The following is an 18,464-nucleotide window of genomic DNA, read 5'->3' on the forward strand; positions in this document are numbered from 1 at the left end:
GAAGTGGGAAACCTCCTGATCGCGCCATGACAGATGTCATGGCCGTGCCGGCCGGGCCGGACGCCTACCGTGGGCACATGGTGCGACTGACCGACTCCCAGACCGGCAAGTCCGAGCCCGTGACCACCTCGATCGGCAGACGGGTGCGCGTCGCCTACCCGAGTCGCTCGTTGCGCGCGGCGATCCTCGCCGACACCTTCCGCCGCGTCGCGGACCGGCACCGGCTGACCGTGACGATCCATCAACTGCCGTACCGCGCACAGATCGCGGATCCGGCGGGCCACGGGCGGTACAACATGCCGGTGCCCGGCACCGGACAGCCGGACGGCGCGATCGACCTGTACATCGGCGAGAGCGGCGATCAGGGACCCAAGGCCCGGGTACACGTGCTGCACCCGGCGGCGCTGATCGAGGCCGCGCCGCGGCGTCCGGTCCCGCACCCCCGAGACCCGCTCGCGCTGCGCCTGCTGCTGCTCTCGCTGGCCGCGGACGAACCGCTGCGCGCGGACCCCAAGGGCTATTACGGGGCCGCCGAGGCCGAGCGCACCCTCACCGAGTTGCGGGCCCGAACGGCCGAGTGCGCCGAGTCCCCGTCCCGGGCGCTGCCGGGCGAGGCGGTGGCGCCGGTCCACGCCGCGCTCGACGACGGCCTGGACACCCCCACCGCGCTTCGGCTGGTGGTCGAGCTGGCCCGCGACCAGGGGCTGGCCCCCGGCGCCCGGTTCGAGGCGCTGGCCTATCTGGACCGCTTCCTGGCCCTGGACCTGTCCCGCGACGTGGGCCGGCCCACGGACTGACCCGGCCCCGGACGCGGCACGCCGGACGGGCAGGTCGCCCGTCCGGCGTGTGGCTGCGCGCGAAGGTGCCCGGCGCTAGTCGTCCGACATGCGGACCGGCATCGCGCCCGGCGGCGGCGAGTCCGCCGTGCGTCCCTGGCCCTCGCCCTCCGCGCCGCCGGTGCGATCACAGGTGATCTTGTCCGCCGGGTCGTACTTGGTGTGGAACTTCTCCCGCGCGCTCTCCTTGCCGCCCTGGATGAACACCCGCGTCACGTCGATCTTGAACCCGTCGGAGGCGGCCTGCGGCACGCAGCCGGCCGACTTGTCCACCACCGACTTGGGCTTGACCACGTCGTACTTGCTGCCCGGCTCGGCCTTGATGTCGTCGAACCGGCGGGTGCCCAGCAGGGTCACGGTCACCGTGGAGTCGGTGTAGGTGGACTCCAGATAGACGTTCTTCCCGGAGTCGTTCTGGAACTTCAGGTCCAGCGAGGGCCAGGCCACGGTGGCCTCGCGACCGGCCGGATAGCGGTCGATCCAGAAGCTGTGCGGGCGATGCATGACGTCCTTGAGCCCGGCGAAGAACACCGCGTTGAAGGTCGTCGTGGCCACCTGCGACACGCCGCCGCCGAAGTCGGTCTGGAAACGCCCGTTGTTGATGATCGTGCCCTTGGCGAAGCCGTTCTCCGCGGTGCGCTCGCCGACCGTCTTGTTCAGGCTCCAGGTGTCGCCGGGCTTGACCACCGAGCCGGTGATCAGATCGGCGGCCCGGTGGATGTTGGTCAACCGGTATGGGGCGAACGGGTAGTTCGTCGTGTACGTCGACATCACCTCGGTGATGCCGAGCTTGTTCGCCGCCTCGGTGGTCAGCTTGGGCTCGACCGGGCCGAGGCTGACCTTCGCGGTGCGGGCCGTGCCGGTCTTGGCCAGCACGGTCAGCAGCGCGTCGGCCGCGGTCGCGCCGGAGACGCCCTTGCCGGGCACGGACGGCACCACGGACACCTTGGCACCGGCCGCCAATTTGCCCTCGACCTTGAACGTGGCGTTCTTGGGCTTCTCGCCGACCGAGGAGAAGGTCTGGCCCAGTTCGTCCTGCAGTCCGTTCGTGTCGATCCTGGGCTGCAACCTGCCGCTGCCGTCCGGGACCATGGTGAGGTACTTGGCGAGCACGGCCGGGGTCAGCTTGAGGCTCTTGGTGCCGGCCGTCAGGGTGACCGGTCCGGACATCGCGGGCACCGCGAACTCGCGCATCGCGCGGTCCACTTCGGCCTGGGCGACCTTGGGGTCGGCGGTCTTGACCGGCAGTTCGACCGGCCCGTTGCCGCGCAGGAAGGCCGCCTCGACCAGCTTGACCGCGGCGGCGGTGTCCAGCACCTTGCCCCTGGTCGGCGCGATCGCGGCGGCCTGGCCGCCCGCGAACGAGATCCCGCCGTCGGTCAGCCCGCCGCCGGCCTCGGCGGCGCGCGCCTCCAACTCGGCCCCCAGCTTGACCGGGTCCACGACCGTACGCGGCTGCGTCTCCCGGGTCTTGCCGAGCATCGCCGGCACCGAGGTGAGCGGGTTCATCCCGCCCTTCGACGCCTCGCTGACCGTCGCGCGGGCGTCGAGCAGCAGCCCGGCCACGGCCGGGTCGAGCTGGAACTCTTTGCCCGCCAGGGTGAGCCTTATCGGCTTGGTGGTGCGATCGCCGAGCTTTTGTTCGAGCGTACGCACCGCCTCGTCGCGGGACTGGCCGCCGATGTTGACGCCGAGCACCGAAGTGCCGCGCGGCACCCCGCCGCCGGCATAGGCCAGCGACGCGCCGTACACCCCGCCCACCACGGCGAGCCCCGCCGCGCACGCGATCAGCGCCTTCGGCTTGCGCCGCCGCGGTCGCGCGGGCGCGGGTCGCGGCTCGTCGGTGCCGTCCCGAGTGTCGTCGGGGTGCGCCGTGCCGGACTCCGCCGCGTGCGCGTCGGTGGTGCCGTACTGCGGGAACCCGTGGTCGGCGGCGTCCTGCTCCTGCCGCGTCTGGTACTCGTACGGCCCGTCGGACTCACCGTCGCGGGTCCAGCGCGGCGGGTCCTGCGAGGGCAGCGGGGCCTGGCCGCGCAACACCACCGGCGGAATCGGCCGCGACCCGGGGATCTTGATGCTGACCCGGGTGGTCATCGTCTGGTCACCGGACTCGACGTCCGACTCGGCGTCCACCTCGTCGGCGGGCGCGGCCGGCACCGGGTTGGCCTCGGGTGTGCCGAAGCCGGCGATCAGCCGGCGCCGACCCACCCGGGTCGGCAGCGCGCCGCTCGCCGCGGCCGCCTCCCCCGGCGCCGCCTCGGTCGGCCGGGCGAACGGCTCGACCACGGGCGGCGGGCCGTAGCCGACGTCGTCCAGACCCGCACCGGGCACACCCGCGCCGTGCTCGTCCGAGTACGCGGCGGGCGCGCCGGAGAGCGGCTGATCGTGCGGCGGTTGCCGGTGGCTCGGCGGCTGCCCGGGCTGCGCCGGTACGAACGCCGGCGGCGGCGCGTCCGAGAACGGCACCGGACCGGACGCACCGCCCGGGTCGGCGGTCAGACTCCTGGCTCCCGAGGCGCCGGGAACCCGCTGCGGCAGTCCGTTGGGCCCCAGCGGCGGGGCCTCCTGCCGGGGCGGTTCCGCGACGGGAGGCACATCGTCGTCCGCGCTGGGCCACGACGAACCACCCGGCGGCCCCGCGACGGGCGCGGGGCGGGGCGGTTCGTCATCGAACCACGACGCGAACTCGTCGTCGTCCCCGAACGGATCGGGGGATGGATGCGGAGACGACGCGGGCGCGGCGGATCGCTCACGGGCAGCGGGTGCGGCCGGCGACGAGCGGCCGACCCGCCCGAAGAACGGATGCGGATCACCACCGAGATCGTCGCGGCGCGGCTGCGCGCCCGGGTCGTCGGGCGTGGGGGGCTGGTCGTTACTCACGAAGAACGAGCTCTCCGACAGCTGAAGGTTGCGTGGCGGCGCACGGCCGCCCCCGCCCGGGGTCGGGCGGTATCCAGGAAAGTGCGACGGCGGTGCGTTGACACACGCCGCGTGCGGGTCGTGACACCGCCTTCGAGGGTTTTACTGCTCCCCATCGAAAGCGAGTGGACGAACTCGGCCACCGAGGTTGCCCGGTACGACGGGCCAGAGGAGTCGGTCGCGACGGCCCCATGGACAGGACATGACACGCACCGCACCTCGGCAACCACAATACTGCGCTCCTGCCACACCGTTACCCCGCACCGTCGCCTACCGCGCAGCACGCGCCGTCGGCAAGCATGGCGGGGCAAGGGAGTCACCTTGTCCGCGTCTTCACCGATTCACCCGAAAGGAGGACGGGTTTGATGCCGCCCCAAGGGTAAGTGGCCGCGGCGACACCGAAGATGGTGCCACCGAGCAGATAGATATACGACAGGAACCCGCTGACAAAGATCCAGTCGCCCTCGGGCCGGGTCCAACTCGCCAGCCACAACACGGTCAGCATCCAGGCGGCGACCGGCACCGCGGCCCCCGCCTTCGTCTTGAGCAGCGAACCGCCCGCGACGAACAGGCCGCCGCTGCCCGCGAGCGCGACGATCAGTCCGGCGGGCGGGTAGGCCGCCTGGGTGAACGCCCCGATGAAGGCGATCACCACGCCGAGCAGGAACAGCACCACGTATGCCGCGATGCGGCCGGCTTTGTCTGGCACGAGGGCTACCTTACGGGCGCAGTCCGGCGAACAGGTCGTCCTCGCGGTGGTCCGGGCCGGTGGGCCCGAGTTCGCCGCGCACCAGCCGATAGTGCTCGACCGACATGATGCTCTGGCCGATGTTGTTGGACAGCGCGAAGAAGCCGTCCTCCACCGAGACCTGGGTGGGATAGGCCCGCAGCGCGTCGAACTTGGCGCCCACGTAATCGCCCGCGTCCACGGCGGTGGTGACCTGGTCGTCGTCCACCGCGAACGGCAAATCGTCCACCTCGACCGCGGTGAACGGCACGTCCTGGCCGGCCTCGATCATCCGCTCGATGCCGGCCTTGAGGATCGACCGGGGCATCACGTTGTAGTAGATCTTCGCGATCGTCCAGGGTTCGCCCGCGCCCTCGGCGTGGGTCGGGTCGGCGGCCAGCTCGGCGGCACGCAGCGCCACCCGGTGCGCCTGGATGTGGTCCGGGTGGCCGTAGCCGCCGCGCTCGTCGTAGGTGGCGAGCACCTGCGGGCGCACCTCGCGGATCACCGACACCAGGTGCGCGGCGGCCTCGTCGACGTCGGCCCGCCAGAAGCAGTCGGGCCGATCGTTGCTCGGCACGCCCATCATCCCGGAGTCCCGGTAGCGGCCCGGGCCACCCAGGAAACGCTGGTCGGAGATGCCGAGCACCTTCATCGAGTCGGCGATCTCGGTCATCCGGTGCGGCCCGAGCCCGTCCTCGCGGTCGGCCGCCAGGTGGGCCAGCTCGGGAACCAGGATCTCGCCCTCCTCACCGAGCGTGCAGGTGACGAGCGTGACGTGCACACCCTCGGCCGCGTAGCGCGCCATCGACGCGCCGTTGTTGATCACTTCGTCGTCCGGGTGGGCATGGACGAGCAACAGGCGCAGCGGGCTTTCGACAGTGCGTTCGGTCATGCGTGACAGCCTACGCAGCCGATCGCGGGACCCGGGGCGCCGACCCCGCGTCGCCGAGTCAGCCGGTCGGCCGCGCGTGCACGGCCACCAGGTAGTCGCCGCCGTCGATCCAGGGCTCGCGCCCCCAGCCGGCGTATCGGGTCCGGCGGGTCAGCCCGGCCGCCGCGCAGGCCGCCTCGTACTGCTCGACGTCGATCGTGGCCCCCACCTCGTCGGGACCGCCCGTGAGGCTGAACCCGGCGACCAGGATCCCGCCCGGCCGCAACATCGTGCCCAGCGCGCGCACGACCTCGACCTCGCTGCCCGGAGTCAGGAAGATCATCACGTTGCCGGCGGCCACCACCAGGTCGAAGCTGCCGCGCCCGCCGAGCGCCGCCGGATCCAGGTCGGCGAGGTCGTCGAGCACCCAGGTCAGCCCGGGCGCCGCGGCCCGGGCCTCGGCGAGCATCGAGGCGTCCAGGTCGACGCCGACCACCTCGTGGCCCTGCCGGGCCAGCTCGATCGCCACCCGGCCCGTCCCACAGCCCGCGTCCAGCACGCGCGCGGGCTCGGACAACAGCGCGTCGCAGAACCGCGCCTCGCCGTGCATGTCGCGCCCTTCGGCGGCGAGTCGGCGAAACCGCTCGGCGTACTCGGGCCCTCGGGTGCCACCGGTATTGGCCAGCCATCGATTGGTCATGACAGACCAGCCTACAAAGCCGACCCCGTGAGCCCTCGCCGGCGGCACTCGCTCAGGACCGAGGGAGCCCGCTCAGAAATGGATCCCGTTGACCACTCCGGCCAGGCTCATGCCCGCGTCGCGGATCGAGGGGGCCATCGATGTGGTCGACAGATAGAAGCCGAGCAGCGTGCAGACGATCGCGTGTACGGGCCTGAGCGCGGACTTCCGGACGAAGAAGACGACGGTGACACCGAGCAGCAGCACGGCGGAGACGGACACCACCACAGTCACGCACCTCCTGTGCGCAAGGGGGTTCGAGGGCTTGCTCGGAGAAGCCGGCCATCGCACCCAAAGGGACATGTCTACACACAGACTGTAAGACGGCGATCACGAACAGCGTTCACTCGTTCAGCGGGCGCGAGGTGGTGTTCGCACGGGCGTCCGCACTCTCCCTCGGTCTCCCCTCCCCTCGACGCCCCCGCCCCGTACGCTGTGGCGCATGAGCTCGGAGATCACATTTCCCCGGCAATACGCCCGCACGCAGCGCTTCACCCAAGGCGCTCCACGCGGCTTCGGCATCGCCGACGGCCGGATCACCTTCCTGCGGTCCAAGGCCGCCGACGACCCCACCACGTGCCTGTGGACGCTCGACCCCGAGACCGGCGTCGAGCGCTTGGTGGCCGATCCCGCGGTGCTGCTCGGCGGCGCGGCCGAGGATCTCTCCGCCGAGGAGCGGGCCCGACGCGAACGCAGTCGCGAGGGGGCGGCCGGCATCGTCGGTTACGCGCTCGACGGCGCGGGCGAGCTGGCGGCTTTCACCCTTTCGGGCCGGCTGTTCGCCGTCTCCCTCACCGATGGGCGGGCGGCGCGCGAGCTGGCCGTGCCCGGCCCGGTGATCGATCCGCGTCCCTCGCCGACCGGCACGCACATCGCCTACGCGGCGGCCGGCGCCCTGCGGGTGGTGGCCGCCGACGGCTCGGGGGACACCGCGCTCGCCGAGCCCGACGGCGACGACGTCGTCTGGGGCCTGGCCGAGTTCATCGCCGCCGAGGAGATGTCCCGCTTCCGGGGCTACTGGTGGGCGCCCGACGGCTCCGCGCTGATCGCGACCCGCGTGGACGACGCGCCGGTGGATCGCTGGTGGATCAGCGACCCGGCCAACCCGGCCAGTGCGCCGACGCGGGTGGCCTATCCCGCCGCCGGCACCCCCAACGCCGAGGTCACCGCGTGGCTGATCGGCCTCGACGGCACCCGTACCGAGCTGACCTGGGACCGCGCGGCGTACCCCTACCTCGCGAGCGTGCACTGGTCGGCCGGCGGCGACCCGCTGCTGAGCGTGCAGCCGCGCGACCAGAAGCGACTGCTCACCCTCGCCGTCGACCTCGGCGCCGGGACCACCCGCGAGCTGCACGCGGAAACCGACGACGTGTGGATCGACCTGGTCCCGGGCGTACCCGCGTGGACACCGGACGGCCGGCTGGTCCGGCTGGTCGACGCCGACGGGGCCCGCCGGGTGGTGGTCGCGGACAAGGAGCTGACCGACCGCCGCCTGTTCGTGCGCTCGATCCTGGACGTCGCCGACGAGGACGTGCTGATCACCGCGTCGGCCGGAACCGACGCGAGCGACCCCGAGATCGGCGAGATCCACGTCTACCGGGTCGCCGCCGACGGGGTCACCCGGGTGAGCGCCGAGCCCGGCGTGCACACCGCGGTGCGCTCCGGCGACACCACGGTATTGCTCTCCTCCTCGCTGGACCGCTTCGGCGCCCGGGTCGGGGTGTATCGCGACGGCGCCGAACTCGCCGAGATCACCTCGCACGCGGCCACCCCCGTGCTCACCGCGCGGGTCGAACTGTTGCGCGCCGGTGCCCGCGACATCCCGTGCGCGCTGCTGCTGCCGACCGGGTTCGACCCCGCCTCCGGCGAGCGGCTGCCGATCCTGCTGGACCCGTACGGCGGCCCGCACGGCCCGCGCGTGCTCGCCGCGCGCAACCCGCACCTGACCTCGCAGTGGTTCGCCGACCAGGGCTTCGCGGTGCTGGTCGCGGACGGCCGGGGCACCCCCGGGCACTCCCCCGAGTGGGAGAAGTCGATCCACCTGGATCTGGGCCCGATCACCCTCCAGGACCAGGTGGACGCCCTCGCGGCGGTCGCCGCCGAGCGACCCTGGCTGGACACCACCCGGGTGGGCATCCGCGGCTGGTCCTACGGCGGCTACCTGGCGGCGCTGGCCGTGCTGCGCCGCCCGGACGTCTTCCACGCGGCCGTGGCCGGCGCACCGGTCACCGCCTGGGAGCTCTACGACACGCACTACACCGAGCGCTACCTGGGTCTGCCCGCCGAGCAGCCGGAGGTCTACCGGCGGAACTCGTTGGCGGCCGGCATCGAGCAGGTGCCGACCCGTCGGCCGCTGATGCTGGTGCACGGCCTCGCCGACGACAACGTGGTCGCGGCGCACACGCTGCGGCTGAGCAGCAGCCTGCTCGCGGCCGGCTACCCGCACGAGGTGCTGCCGCTGTCCGGCGTCACCCACATGACGCCGCAGGAGCAGGTCGCGGAGAACCTGCTGCTGCTCCAGGTCGACTTCCTGCGCCGGGCCCTGTCGTGTCGGGACGCGGATCAGGCCGCGCCGACGATGTCCTTCTCCTCGGCGAAGTGACACGCGCTGTCGTGCGCGCCCAGGCCGGAGAGGCCCTTGCGGATCTCCAGCAACGGCTCCTGCTCGGCGCAGATGTCCTGCGCCTTCCAGCACCGGGTACGGAACCGGCAGCCCGAGGGCGGGTTCGCCGGCGACGGCACGTCGCCGGTGAGGATGATCCGCTCGCGGTGTTCGCGGCCGTCCGGGTTCGGCACCGGCACCGCGGACAGCAGCGCCTGGGTGTACGGGTGCGTCGGGTGGTCGTAGATCTGCGCGTCGGTGCCGATCTCGGCGATCCGCCCGAGGTACATCACCGCGACGCGGTCCGAGATGTGCCGCACCACGGAGAGGTCGTGCGCGATGAACAGGTACGACAGACCCAGTTCGTTCTGCAGCTTCTCCAGCAGGTTGACCACCTGCGCCTGCACCGACACGTCCAGTGCGGACACCGGCTCGTCGGCGATGATGATCTCCGGGTTGAGCGCGAGGCCCCGGGCGATCCCGATGCGCTGGCGCTGACCGCCGGAGAACTGGTGCGGATACCGGTTGATGTGCTCCGGGTTCAGGCCGACCAGTTCGAGCAGTTCCTGCACCCGCCGCTTGCGGTCGCCCTTGGGCGCGACCTCCGGGTGGATGTCGTACGGCTCACCGATGATGTCGGCGACCGTCATCCGCGGGTTCAGCGAGGTGTACGGGTCCTGGAAGACCATCTGGATGTTGCGGCGCACCGCCTTGAGCGCACGACCGGACAACTTCGCCAGGTCGTCGCCCTTGTACAGCACGCTGCCCGCGGTGATCGACTCCAGGTTCATCAGCAGCCGGGCGACGGTGGACTTGCCACAACCCGACTCGCCGACCAGACCGAGGGTCTCGCCCTTCATCAGGTCGAAGGTGACACCGTCGACGGCCTTGACGGCGCCGATCTTCTTCTGGAAGAGGATGCCCTGGGTGATCGGGAAGTGCTTGACCAGCCCCCGCACCTGAAGGATCGGCTCGCCCTGTGCCACCGGCTTGACGACCTTGCGCACATCGGCGGCGGTCGCGCCGGTCGGGGACTCAGTCACGGACTTCTCCCTCCATCACGGTCTCCCAGAAGTGGCATGCGCTACCACGCCCGGGCGAGATCTCGTGCAGCGGCGGAACGTCGCTGCGACACACGTCCTGCGCGTACGGGCAGCGCGGGTTGAACGCGCAGCCGGACGGGATGCGCATCAGGTTCGGCGGCAGGCCCTTGATCGCGTACAACTCGCGACCCTTGTGGTCCAGGCGCGGGATCGACTCGAGCAGACCCTTGGTGTACGGGTGGGTCGGCTGCCGGTACAGCTCGCGCACCGGCGCCTGCTCGACGATCCGGCCCGCGTACATGACCGCGATCTTGTCCGCGACGTCGGCGACCACGCCGAGGTCGTGGGTGATCAGGATCAGGCCCATGTTGCGCTCGCGCTGGAGTTCCGCGAGCAGGTCCATCACCTGCGCCTGCACGGTCACATCCAGCGCGGTGGTCGGCTCGTCCGCGATGATCAGCTCGGGGTCCAGCGCGAGCGCCATCGCGATCATGATGCGCTGGCGCATGCCGCCGGAGAACTGGTGCGGGTAGTCGTTCACCCGGTCCTTGGCGGCCGGGATGCGCACCTGGTCCATCAGCTCGATGGACTTGAGCTTGGCGTCCTTGCGGGACATCCCGCGGTGCACGGTGAACATCTCGGCGAGCTGGAAGCCGACCGAGTACACCGGGTTGAGCGCGGAGAGCGCGTCCTGGAAGATCATCGAGATCTTCTGGCCGCGGATCTTCCGGCGCTCCTCCTTGGACATCTTGAGCATGTCCTTGCCGTGGAAGCGGATCTCACCACCGGTGATGTGCCCCGGCGGCATGTCCAGGATGCCCATGATCGTCTGCGCGGTCACCGACTTGCCGGACCCGGACTCGCCGAGCACCGCGAGCGTCTCGCCGGCGCTGACGTCGTACGAGACACCGTTGATCGCCTTGGCCACACCGTCGCGGGTGCGGAACTCGACGTGGAGGTTGTCCACTTCGAGCAGCGGCGCGGCAGCGGCCGAGCCCGGGCTCCCGGGCTTGTTCTTCGTGTCGATCGTCGTCACTTGTCTGTCCCCTCCCTCAGCGGAGCTTCGGGTCGAGGGCGTCGCGCACCGCGTCGCCGAGCAGGATGAAGCTGAACACCGTGACCGAGAGGAAGATCGACGGGAAGATCAGCTGGTACGGCGAGTCGCGCAGCGCGGTGGTCGCCGAGCTGATGTCCGCGCCCCACGAGATCTCGGTGGGCGGCAGCCCGATGCCCAGGAAGGACAACGTCGCCTCGGTGGCGATGAAGGTGCCGAGCGAGATGGTCGCGACCACGATCACCGGGGCGATCGCGTTCGGCAGCACGTGTCGCCCGAGGATCCGCGGAGTGCCGGCGCCCAGCGCCTTGGCCGCCACCACGTAGTCGGACTTCTTCACCGTGATCACCGAACCGCGCATGATGCGCGCGATCTGCATCCAGCCGAAGACACCGAGCGCGGCCACCACGGTCCACACGGTGCGGTCCTTGACCGAGCTCATGAACACGAGCGCCGCCAGCAGCAGCGGGATGCCGAAGAAGATGTCCGTGACGCGGGCCAGGATGGTGTCCAGCCAGCCGCCGAAGTAGCCCGACAGCGCACCGATGAGACCACCGATGACCACGATCAGCGCGGTCGTCGCGACACCGACGATGATCGAGGCGCGAGCACCGTAGACGGTGCGCGCGTACACGTCGCAGCCCTGCACGTTGGTGCCGAACCAGTGGTCGCCGGACGGGTCCTTGTTGGTGTCCAGGATTGGACAGTGCCGCGGGTCGATGTTGGTGAACACGCCCGGGAAGCACGCCATGAACACCAGGAACAGCAGCAGGATGCCCGACACGTAGAAGCTCGGGCTGTTGCGCAGCTCGCGCCACGCCTCCGCCCAGGCCCCGCGGGGCTTGTCCTGCGGTGCCTGCGCGTCCGGTGCGGAGTACGCGCCGCGCTTCTCCAGCGTCGTGCCCTCTTCGTCCGCGAGCAGACTGCCGGGAAACTCGATGGCGGATTGGGGCTGCTGGTCGCTGCTGGTCGGCAGCTGTTCACGCTGCTGCTTGTTCATGTCAGGCATACCGGATCCTCGGGTCCAGGACGGCGTACAGCAGGTCGACGATCAGGTTCATGACCAGATAGATCATCACCAATGCCGCCACCGCGCCGACCACTGTCGAGCTCTCGTGCTTGGTGACCGCGAGGTAGATCAGGCGGCCGACACCGTCGACGTTGAAGATGCCCTCGGTCACGATCGCGCCGGCCATCAGGGCGCCGAGATCCGCACCGAGGAACGTCACCACGGGGATGAGCGAGTTGCGCAGCAGGTGGCGGGTGACCACTCGGCGGCGCGGCAGACCCTTGGCGGTCGCCGTCCGGACGTAGTCGGCGCGCATGTTTTCCGCGACGCTGGTCCGGGTGAGTCGGGCGACGAAGGCCAAGGAAAGCGAGCCGAGCACGATGCCCGGCAGCAGGAGCTGACTCCAGGTCGCGTCGCCCACGGTGGCGGTGGCCTCGAAGATGCCCCACTCCGAACCCAGCCAGAACTGGGCGACGGTGCCGAGCACGAAGACCGGGATCGAGATGACCACCAGCGTGCCGGCGAGTACGAGCGTGTCGACGAACTTGCCGCGGCGCAGGCCGGACAGCAGGCCCAGGCCGACGCCGACCACGACCTCGATCGCAAATGCGATCATCGCCAGTCGGATCGAGACCGGGAAGGCCCGCTTGAGTTCGTCGGCAACGGGACGGCCGTTGAAGCTCGTCCCGAAGTCACCGTGGAGCAGGTCGGTGATGTAGTACCAGTACTGCACGATCAGCGGGTCGTTCAGGTGGAACTCTTCCCGCATCTGGCGCACGAAGACAGGGTCGGCACCTCTGTCGCCGAACATGGCCGAGATGGGGTCGCCACCCAGCTGATACACCATGTAATAGATCAAGAACGTGGTCCCGATGAACACCGGGATCATCTGGAGCAGCCGCCGTACGACATATCGCCCCATACCAGCCTCCTGCTGTCGTCGTCGGCCCGAAGCGGGGGATCGGACCAGTGGCCGGCGCCATGGATCGCACGACGCCGGCCCGGCCCGTCACCGCCAAGATCCGGCCGCACCGTTGCGGTGCGGCCGGACCGTGGTCAGCGTCGGGTCATGTCCGATTCACTACTTGACGGTGACCTCGGTGAAGACCGGGTTGCCGTACGGGTCGAACTGGACATTGGAGACCTTGGTCGAGGAACCGCCCTTGGTCACGTAGTACCACAGCGGGATGGACGGAACGTCCTTCGCCATCTGCTGCTCGGCCTGCTGCCAGAGCTTGACACCCTCGGTCTGGTCCGAGGCCGACATCGCGCGCTTGGCCAGGTCGTCGAAGACCGGGCTGGAGTAGCCCGAGTCGTTGGACGCGGCATCGGTCTTGTAGATGTCGGCGAGGAAGTTGTCCGGGAACGGGTAGTCCCCACGCCAGCCGGTGCGGTACGCGCCGGTCATCTTCTTCTCGGTGATGTCCTTACGCGCCACGCTGAACTCGGGGTACAGCTTCGGCGCGCAGGCGTTCGGCTTCTTCAGCGCCTCGTTGATGCTGTTGCAGACCGCGGTGACCCATTCCTTGTGCGGGCCGTCCGCGTTGGTGGCGATGGTGAGCGTGCCACCGGGGATGCCGCCGCCGGCCTCGACCAGTTCGCGCGCCTTGGCCGGGTCGTACTTGGTCAGGTCGCCGGTGATGTCCTTGCTGTAACCCGGGATGTTCGGGGCCAGCCAGTCGGTCGCCGGCTGCTCGGCGCCCTTGTAGATCGCCTTGACGATGCTCGCGCGGTCGATCGCCATGGACAGGCCCTGACGGACCTTCTCCTTGCCCGGCGCGCTCCACCCGGCGTCGTACAGCGGGAAGCCGATCTTTTGGATCGAGTACTGCGGCGCCTCGATCGCGCGGTCGCCCAGGTCCTTCTTGAAGCTGCCGACGGCAGCCGTCGGGATCTGGTCGATCACGTCGAGCTTGTTGTCGCGCAGCGCCGTGTAGGCGGCGTCGTACGTGGTGTACATCTCCAGCCGCACACCGTTCGACTTCGGCTTGTCGTCACCGGCGTACTTGTCGAACTTCTTGACCGTGATCGACTTCTTGTGGTTCCAGCCGCCGTTGGCGGCGTCGAGCTGGAACGGACCGTTGCCGATCGGCGCCTCGCCGTACTTCTTCGGGTCCTTGTAGAACTCGGCCGGCAGCGGCGCGTAGACCACGTAGCCCAGGCGCGACTTGAAGGACGAGACCGGCTGGGTCAGCTTGATCGTGAACGTGTTCTCGTCCACGACCTTGAGACCGGACATCTCCTTCGCGGTCGGCGCGCCCTCCTTCGGGTGCACCGCGTCGTAGCCCTCGAACAGCTCGAACCAGCTCGCGTTGATCTGCTTGTTGTCGGAGTTGGCGCCCCAGTTCCACGCGTCGACGTAGGACTTCGCCGTGACCGGCTCGCCGTTGTGGAAGGTCCACCCCGGCTTGAGCTTCACGGTGTAGTTCGTCGAGTCCGGGCTCTCCACCGACTGCGCCATGGCCGGCACGGGCTGCCCGGTCTTGGAGTCGTAGGTGTACAGGCCGCGGAACATGAGCTGCAGCGGGTAGAACCCACCGGTCTCGTTCGAGTTCGCCGGCTGAATCAGGTTCTGCGGCTCGGTGCTGCTGGCGGAGTAGTAACCGGCGGGAAGCCCGCTGCCACCGCCCTTGCTGCCCTTGTCGTCATCGCTGCTGCCACACGCAGTCGCCGCCAGGCCGAGAACGGCCATGCCGACGACCCACTTCACGCGCGTTGTTCCGCGCATGGGTTGCCTCCTCGTGGAAATCACTACCGAAGTGAAGTGCAACGGGGCTCCCAAGCGGGAAGCTTCCGTCACGCCTGCTCGTAGAGTCGGCGCCCCCGAGCGCGTGACCAGGTTCCGAGCACAAGCGGATCTACTATCCGTCACCGATTGGCTGCGACCAATCCCCTGCAGGTTTCAGTTTGATCACGTAAATCCGTGATCAATCTCGAAACCCAGACATATGAGACCAGTGCCGAAGCCGTATCAAACGGACACCATGTACCGCTGCCCGGAGCATACAGTCCGATGAACGAACACCCATAGCACGCCCCTACCTCGTCTCGACAGGCGAGAAACGCTACTGAGCGTGACGATACTCCCCCGGGCGCGGCGGCGCGGACCGGCTGGTCGGAGCGGTTCAACGCGCGTAGCTGACCTGCAGGAAAGCACGAAAAACGGGATGCCACCAAATCGGTGGCATCCCGTTCGGGAGTGCGATATAACGACCGGCCGTTACTCCGGGTCGGAGCTGATGCCCGCTTCCAGGGCTGCTTCGATGCGCTCCTCGGGCATGGTCTCCTCCGCCTTCGCGGTGGCCTCCAGTGGTCCGGGGAAGTGGCACGCGACGCGATGCCCCTCCAGTAGCGTCTCGATCCCGATCAGCGGCGGTTCCTCGTTCGCGCACACGTCCTGCGCCTTGGGGCAGCGGGTACGGAACCGGCAACCCGAGGGCGGATTGATCGGACTGGGCATGTCGCCGAAGGCGTGCACCCGTGTCCGGTTCGCGCTCTTGTCCGGGTCCGCCTCCGGCACCGCGGCCAACAGCGTGTGCGTGTACGGGTGGTGCGGATTGGAGTACAGCGAGGTGCGGTCGGCGATCTCCACGATCTTGCCGAGGTACATCACCGCGACCCGCTGGGAGAAGTGCCGGACCACCGCGAGGTCGTGCGCGATGAACACGAACGCGATGCCCATGTCCCGTTGCAGGCCCTGGAGCAGGTTGACCACCTGGGCCTGGATCGACACGTCCAGCGCGGACACCGGCTCGTCGGCCACGATCAGCCGCGGTTGCAGCGCCAGCGCGCGGGCGATGCCGATCCGCTGCCGCTGGCCGCCGGAGAACTCGTGCGGGAAGCGGTTGTAGTGCTCGGGGTTGAGACCCACCCGCTCCAGCAGTTCCTGCACCCGCTTTTTTCGGCCACCCTCGGGATCGATCCCGTTGACCTCCATCGGCGAACTCACGATCGCACCGACCGTCTGTCGCGGGTTCAGCGAGGAGTAGGGGTCCTGGAAGATCATCTGGATCTGGCTGCGGATCGGGGCGATCTGCTTGCGGGTCGCGTGCGTGATGTCGGTGCCGTCGTAGCGGATGCTGCCGCCGGTGGGCTCCAACAGTCGGCTGATCAGCCGGCCGGTGGTGGACTTGCCACAGCCGGACTCGCCGACCAGGCCGACGCTCTCCCCCGGGGCGACGGACAGGTCGATCCCGTCCACCGCCCGCACGTTGAGCATCTTGCGCCGAACCAGGCCGCCACCCTTGACGGGGAAGTACTTGACCAGTCCCCGGACGTCGAGCAGCGGCTCGCCGGGCGCCTGCGGCGCGGGGTCCGGGGCGGGCGCCGGGGACTCGCTGATCGTCTCGGTCATCGTCGTTCTCCTGCTTTCTGCCATCGGCCGAGCTTCAGCGGTCAGCCGAGCAGCGGGCGGACGTCGTCGATGAAGATCCGCTGCTTGTCCTCGGCGGTCAGGTGACAGGCCGCCCCGCGACCCTCGGCCAGCGTGAGCGCGGGACGCTCGGTCGAACAGCTGTCGCCGCCCACCACGTCGACGTAGTCGCAGCGCGGGTGGAACGGGCAGCCCGAGGGCGGCGCCAGCAGGCTCGGCGGGGTGCCGCGGACCGGCCGCAGCGGGATGTCGACGTCGCCCGAGAGGTTGGGCATCGAGGACAACAGCCCCCACGTGTACGGATGCCGGGGGTTCTTCAGCACCTCGCGCACGGTGCCCTTCTCCACGCTGCGCCCCGCGTACATCACCAGCACGTCGTGCGCCATCGACGCGATCACGCCGAGGTCGTGGGTGATGAACAGGATCGCGGTGCCGAACTCGTCCTGAAGATCGCGCAGCAGATCCAGGATCTGCGCCTGCACGGTCACGTCCAGCGCCGTGGTCGGCTCGTCCGCGATCAACAGGTCGGGGTCGCAGACCAGCGACATCGCAATCATCGCGCGCTGGCGCATGCCGCCGGAGAAGTGGTGCGGGTAGTCGTTGACCCGCGTCTTGGGATTGGGGATCCCGACCCGGTCGAGCATCTCGATCGCGCGGGCGTGCGCGTCGTGCCGATTGGCGCCCATGTGCCGGCGATACGACTCGGCGATCTGCTCACCCACCGTATAGAACGGTGACAGCGCGGTCAGCGGGTCCTGGAAGATCATCGATATGCGCCGGCCGCGCAGATCGCGCAGCTTGCGCTCGGGCATCTTCACCAGTTCGTTGCCGTCGAACCGGATCTCGCCCTCGATCTTCGTCTTCTCCCGGTTGTGCAGGCCCAGGATGGTCAGCGAGGACACCGACTTGCCCGAACCGGACTCGCCGACGATGCCGAGCGTGCGGCCCTTCTCGACGTCGAAGGACAACCCGTCGACGGCCTTGACGACGCCGTCGTCGGTGGAGAAGTGCACCCGCAGGTCGCGGACCGACAGGAAGGCGTCGGAGCCGCCCTCGGCGGCACCCGCGTGCCGGCCGAGCGGTTCCGGGGCTCCCTTGCCCTTGCCCTTGCCCGTCGGCTGCTCGGCGGTGGTTTCGGTACTCGCGGCCATGCCCTGCTCCTCGGCCCCTGCGGCTACTGGACGGTGACGCGGACTCATCGGACGCCGCCCTTCACGAGAGCCGGACCCGGGGATCGATGACGACGTACAACATGTCCACCACGAGGTTCGCGATCATCGTGAAGGTGGCCGCGATGACCACCACGCCCATCATCATCGGCAGGTCGGAGTCGGTCACCGAGGTGACCGCGAGCATTCCGATGCCGTGCAGACTGAAGGTGCTCTCGGTGATGATCGTGCCGCTCATCAACACCCCGATGTCCACACCGAGCACGGTGACGATCGGGCTGAGCGCGCCTCGGAAGGCGTGTTTGATGTAGACGCTGCGGCCGGACAGGCCCTTGGCCTTGAGGGTTCGTACGTAGTCCTCGGACAACACGTCCACCATCGTGGATCTGGTGAGGCGGACGTACATCGCCATGTGGATGGTCATCAGACAGATCCATGGCAACAACAGTCCCGACGCCCACAACAGCGGATCGTCGGTGAACTGGTGGTACTGCGGTCGATCCATCCAGCCCAACTGCTGGACGAAGATGTAGATGAAGACCGGCCCGAGCACGTAGATCGGCGCCGAACCGCTCAGCAGCGCGAAGCCGGTGGCGACCTTGTCGGTCTTCTTGCCCCGGCGCATCGCGGCCAGGACACCGAGTCCGATACCGAGCGTCATGAACAGCACGACCGCGCCGATGGCCAGCGAAACGGTGGTCGGGAAACGGTCGGCCACCGTGTGCGAGACGTTCTGGTTGTTCGCGAACGAGTAGCCCAGGCACGGGAAGTTGCAGGTCTGCTCACCGATGTTGCGACCGGTGAAGATCCCCGACACGAAGATCCAATACTGCTCCAGGAGCGGTTTGGCCAGGCCGAGGTTTTGCCGGACCGTCTCGCGCATCTCGGGCGTGCAGTTCTTGCCACACGACAGACGCACGACCGAGTCGGCGCCGGACGCGGCGAAGAACAGGTAGAACGTGATGAGGCTGACGACAAGCAGGATCGCCGCTACGCCGAGCAGCCGCCGGACCAGGAATCGAAGCATGAGGCCGGTCTTCCTCCGCGATGTGCCCCGGAAGGTCGATGCGGCCGGACCGTAGTGTTCACCGAGGCGACGTGACGGTCCCCTAGCCCGAAT

The 18,464-nt window shown here is 69.3% G+C and carries 15 protein-coding genes; 2 read left to right on the top strand and 13 right to left on the bottom strand.

Annotated features, from left to right (window positions below; translation table 11 throughout):
- Nucleotides 1-26 precede the first annotated feature (26 nt).
- Nucleotides 27-797 (top strand): hypothetical protein, encoded by a 771-nt coding sequence (locus ACFXMF_RS32350; protein ID WP_379992524.1) that lies wholly within the window; start codon nucleotides 27-29, stop codon nucleotides 795-797.
- Between the two features lie 75 nt (nucleotides 798-872).
- Here ACFXMF_RS32350 and ACFXMF_RS32355 read toward each other — a convergent pair whose 3' ends face one another.
- From ACFXMF_RS32355 to ACFXMF_RS32375, 5 genes are all read right to left on the bottom strand, one after another.
- A complete protein-coding gene (locus ACFXMF_RS32355) occupies nucleotides 873-3,716 on the bottom strand; it encodes a VanW family protein (RefSeq protein WP_360314617.1) in 2,844 nt (947 codons plus the stop codon).
- 355 nt (nucleotides 3,717-4,071) lie between these two features.
- Nucleotides 4,072-4,464, bottom strand: a complete 393-nt coding sequence (locus tag ACFXMF_RS32360; protein ID WP_360314615.1) for a DUF6113 family protein — start codon at nucleotides 4,462-4,464, stop codon at nucleotides 4,072-4,074.
- Between the two features lie 10 nt (nucleotides 4,465-4,474).
- Nucleotides 4,475-5,377 (bottom strand): N-acetyl-1-D-myo-inositol-2-amino-2-deoxy-alpha-D-glucopyranoside deacetylase, encoded by a 903-nt coding sequence (gene mshB / locus ACFXMF_RS32365; protein WP_379992254.1) that lies wholly within the window; start codon nucleotides 5,375-5,377, stop codon nucleotides 4,475-4,477.
- A 58-nt stretch (nucleotides 5,378-5,435) separates the two neighbouring features.
- The gene (locus tag ACFXMF_RS32370; protein ID WP_360314611.1) at nucleotides 5,436-6,056 is read right to left on the bottom strand and encodes a class I SAM-dependent methyltransferase; all 621 of its coding nucleotides are present in this window, start codon (nucleotides 6,054-6,056) and stop codon (nucleotides 5,436-5,438) included.
- Nucleotides 6,057-6,128: 72 nt separating this feature from the next.
- On the bottom strand, nucleotides 6,129-6,329 hold the full coding sequence (locus ACFXMF_RS32375) for a DUF2304 domain-containing protein (protein ID WP_379992253.1): 201 nt from the start codon (nucleotides 6,327-6,329) through the stop codon (nucleotides 6,129-6,131).
- A gap of 208 nt (nucleotides 6,330-6,537) precedes the next feature.
- Here ACFXMF_RS32375 and ACFXMF_RS32380 point away from each other — a divergent pair, with 208 nt between their 5' ends.
- Nucleotides 6,538-8,697 carry a prolyl oligopeptidase family serine peptidase gene (locus ACFXMF_RS32380; protein WP_380020905.1) on the top strand — a complete coding sequence of 720 codons (2,160 nt, stop codon included), beginning with the start codon at nucleotides 6,538-6,540 and terminating at the stop codon, nucleotides 8,695-8,697.
- Here ACFXMF_RS32380 and ACFXMF_RS32385 read toward each other — a convergent pair.
- The 8 genes from ACFXMF_RS32385 to ACFXMF_RS32420 form a co-directional block, all read right to left on the bottom strand.
- Nucleotides 8,658-9,740: a dipeptide ABC transporter ATP-binding protein gene (locus tag ACFXMF_RS32385; RefSeq protein WP_360314607.1), complete on the bottom strand. Its 1,083-nt coding sequence runs from the start codon at nucleotides 9,738-9,740 to the stop codon at nucleotides 8,658-8,660. The genes ACFXMF_RS32380 and ACFXMF_RS32385 overlap by 40 nt on opposite strands.
- The gene (locus ACFXMF_RS32390; RefSeq protein ID WP_360314605.1) at nucleotides 9,733-10,776 is read right to left on the bottom strand and encodes an ABC transporter ATP-binding protein; all 1,044 of its coding nucleotides are present in this window, start codon (nucleotides 10,774-10,776) and stop codon (nucleotides 9,733-9,735) included. Before ACFXMF_RS32390 ends, ACFXMF_RS32385 begins: the two co-directional genes overlap by 8 nt.
- Before the next feature lie 16 nt (nucleotides 10,777-10,792).
- On the bottom strand, nucleotides 10,793-11,803 hold the full coding sequence (locus ACFXMF_RS32395) for an ABC transporter permease (RefSeq protein WP_360314603.1): 1,011 nt from the start codon (nucleotides 11,801-11,803) through the stop codon (nucleotides 10,793-10,795).
- Nucleotides 11,796-12,725, bottom strand: coding sequence for an ABC transporter permease (locus ACFXMF_RS32400; protein ID WP_360314601.1), 930 nt, complete (start codon nucleotides 12,723-12,725; stop codon nucleotides 11,796-11,798). The genes ACFXMF_RS32395 and ACFXMF_RS32400 overlap by 8 nt, the downstream gene beginning before the upstream one ends.
- A gap of 159 nt (nucleotides 12,726-12,884) precedes the next feature.
- The gene (locus ACFXMF_RS32405) at nucleotides 12,885-14,531 is read right to left on the bottom strand and encodes an ABC transporter substrate-binding protein (protein ID WP_360314599.1); all 1,647 of its coding nucleotides are present in this window, start codon (nucleotides 14,529-14,531) and stop codon (nucleotides 12,885-12,887) included.
- 492 nt (nucleotides 14,532-15,023) lie between these two features.
- A complete protein-coding gene (locus tag ACFXMF_RS32410; RefSeq protein WP_360314597.1) occupies nucleotides 15,024-16,157 on the bottom strand; it encodes an oligopeptide/dipeptide ABC transporter ATP-binding protein in 1,134 nt (377 codons plus the stop codon).
- Between the two features lie 41 nt (nucleotides 16,158-16,198).
- On the bottom strand, nucleotides 16,199-17,326 hold the full coding sequence (locus tag ACFXMF_RS32415; protein ID WP_360314595.1) for an ABC transporter ATP-binding protein: 1,128 nt from the start codon (nucleotides 17,324-17,326) through the stop codon (nucleotides 16,199-16,201).
- Between the two features lie 61 nt (nucleotides 17,327-17,387).
- Nucleotides 17,388-18,371, bottom strand: coding sequence for an ABC transporter permease (locus ACFXMF_RS32420; protein WP_360314593.1), 984 nt, complete (start codon nucleotides 18,369-18,371; stop codon nucleotides 17,388-17,390).
- Nucleotides 18,372-18,464 lie beyond the last annotated feature (93 nt).

Origin of the sequence: Embleya sp. NPDC059213, from assembly GCF_042754445.1 — a bacterium.
Taxonomy (GTDB): domain Bacteria; phylum Actinomycetota; class Actinomycetes; order Streptomycetales; family Streptomycetaceae; genus Embleya.

What these genes read in the sequence shown, in the direction of transcription:
- ACFXMF_RS32410 (WP_360314597.1), bottom strand. Translation starts at nt 16,157, where the DNA reads ATGACCGAGACGATCAGCGAGTCCCCGGCGCCCGCCCCGGACCCCGCG.
- ACFXMF_RS32415 (WP_360314595.1), bottom strand. Translation starts at nt 17,326, where the DNA reads ATGGCCGCGAGTACCGAAACCACCGCCGAGCAGCCGACGGGCAAGGGC.
- ACFXMF_RS32350 (WP_379992524.1), top strand. Translation starts at nt 27, where the DNA reads ATGACAGATGTCATGGCCGTGCCGGCCGGGCCGGACGCCTACCGTGGG.
- ACFXMF_RS32370 (WP_360314611.1), bottom strand. Translation starts at nt 6,056, where the DNA reads ATGACCAATCGATGGCTGGCCAATACCGGTGGCACCCGAGGGCCCGAG.
- mshB (WP_379992254.1), bottom strand. Translation starts at nt 5,377, where the DNA reads ATGACCGAACGCACTGTCGAAAGCCCGCTGCGCCTGTTGCTCGTCCAT.
- ACFXMF_RS32395 (WP_360314603.1), bottom strand. Translation starts at nt 11,803, where the DNA reads ATGCCTGACATGAACAAGCAGCAGCGTGAACAGCTGCCGACCAGCAGC.
- ACFXMF_RS32400 (WP_360314601.1), bottom strand. Translation starts at nt 12,725, where the DNA reads ATGGGGCGATATGTCGTACGGCGGCTGCTCCAGATGATCCCGGTGTTC.
- ACFXMF_RS32405 (WP_360314599.1), bottom strand. Translation starts at nt 14,531, where the DNA reads ATGCGCGGAACAACGCGCGTGAAGTGGGTCGTCGGCATGGCCGTTCTC.
- ACFXMF_RS32380 (WP_380020905.1), top strand. Translation starts at nt 6,538, where the DNA reads ATGAGCTCGGAGATCACATTTCCCCGGCAATACGCCCGCACGCAGCGC.
- ACFXMF_RS32420 (WP_360314593.1), bottom strand. Translation starts at nt 18,371, where the DNA reads ATGCTTCGATTCCTGGTCCGGCGGCTGCTCGGCGTAGCGGCGATCCTG.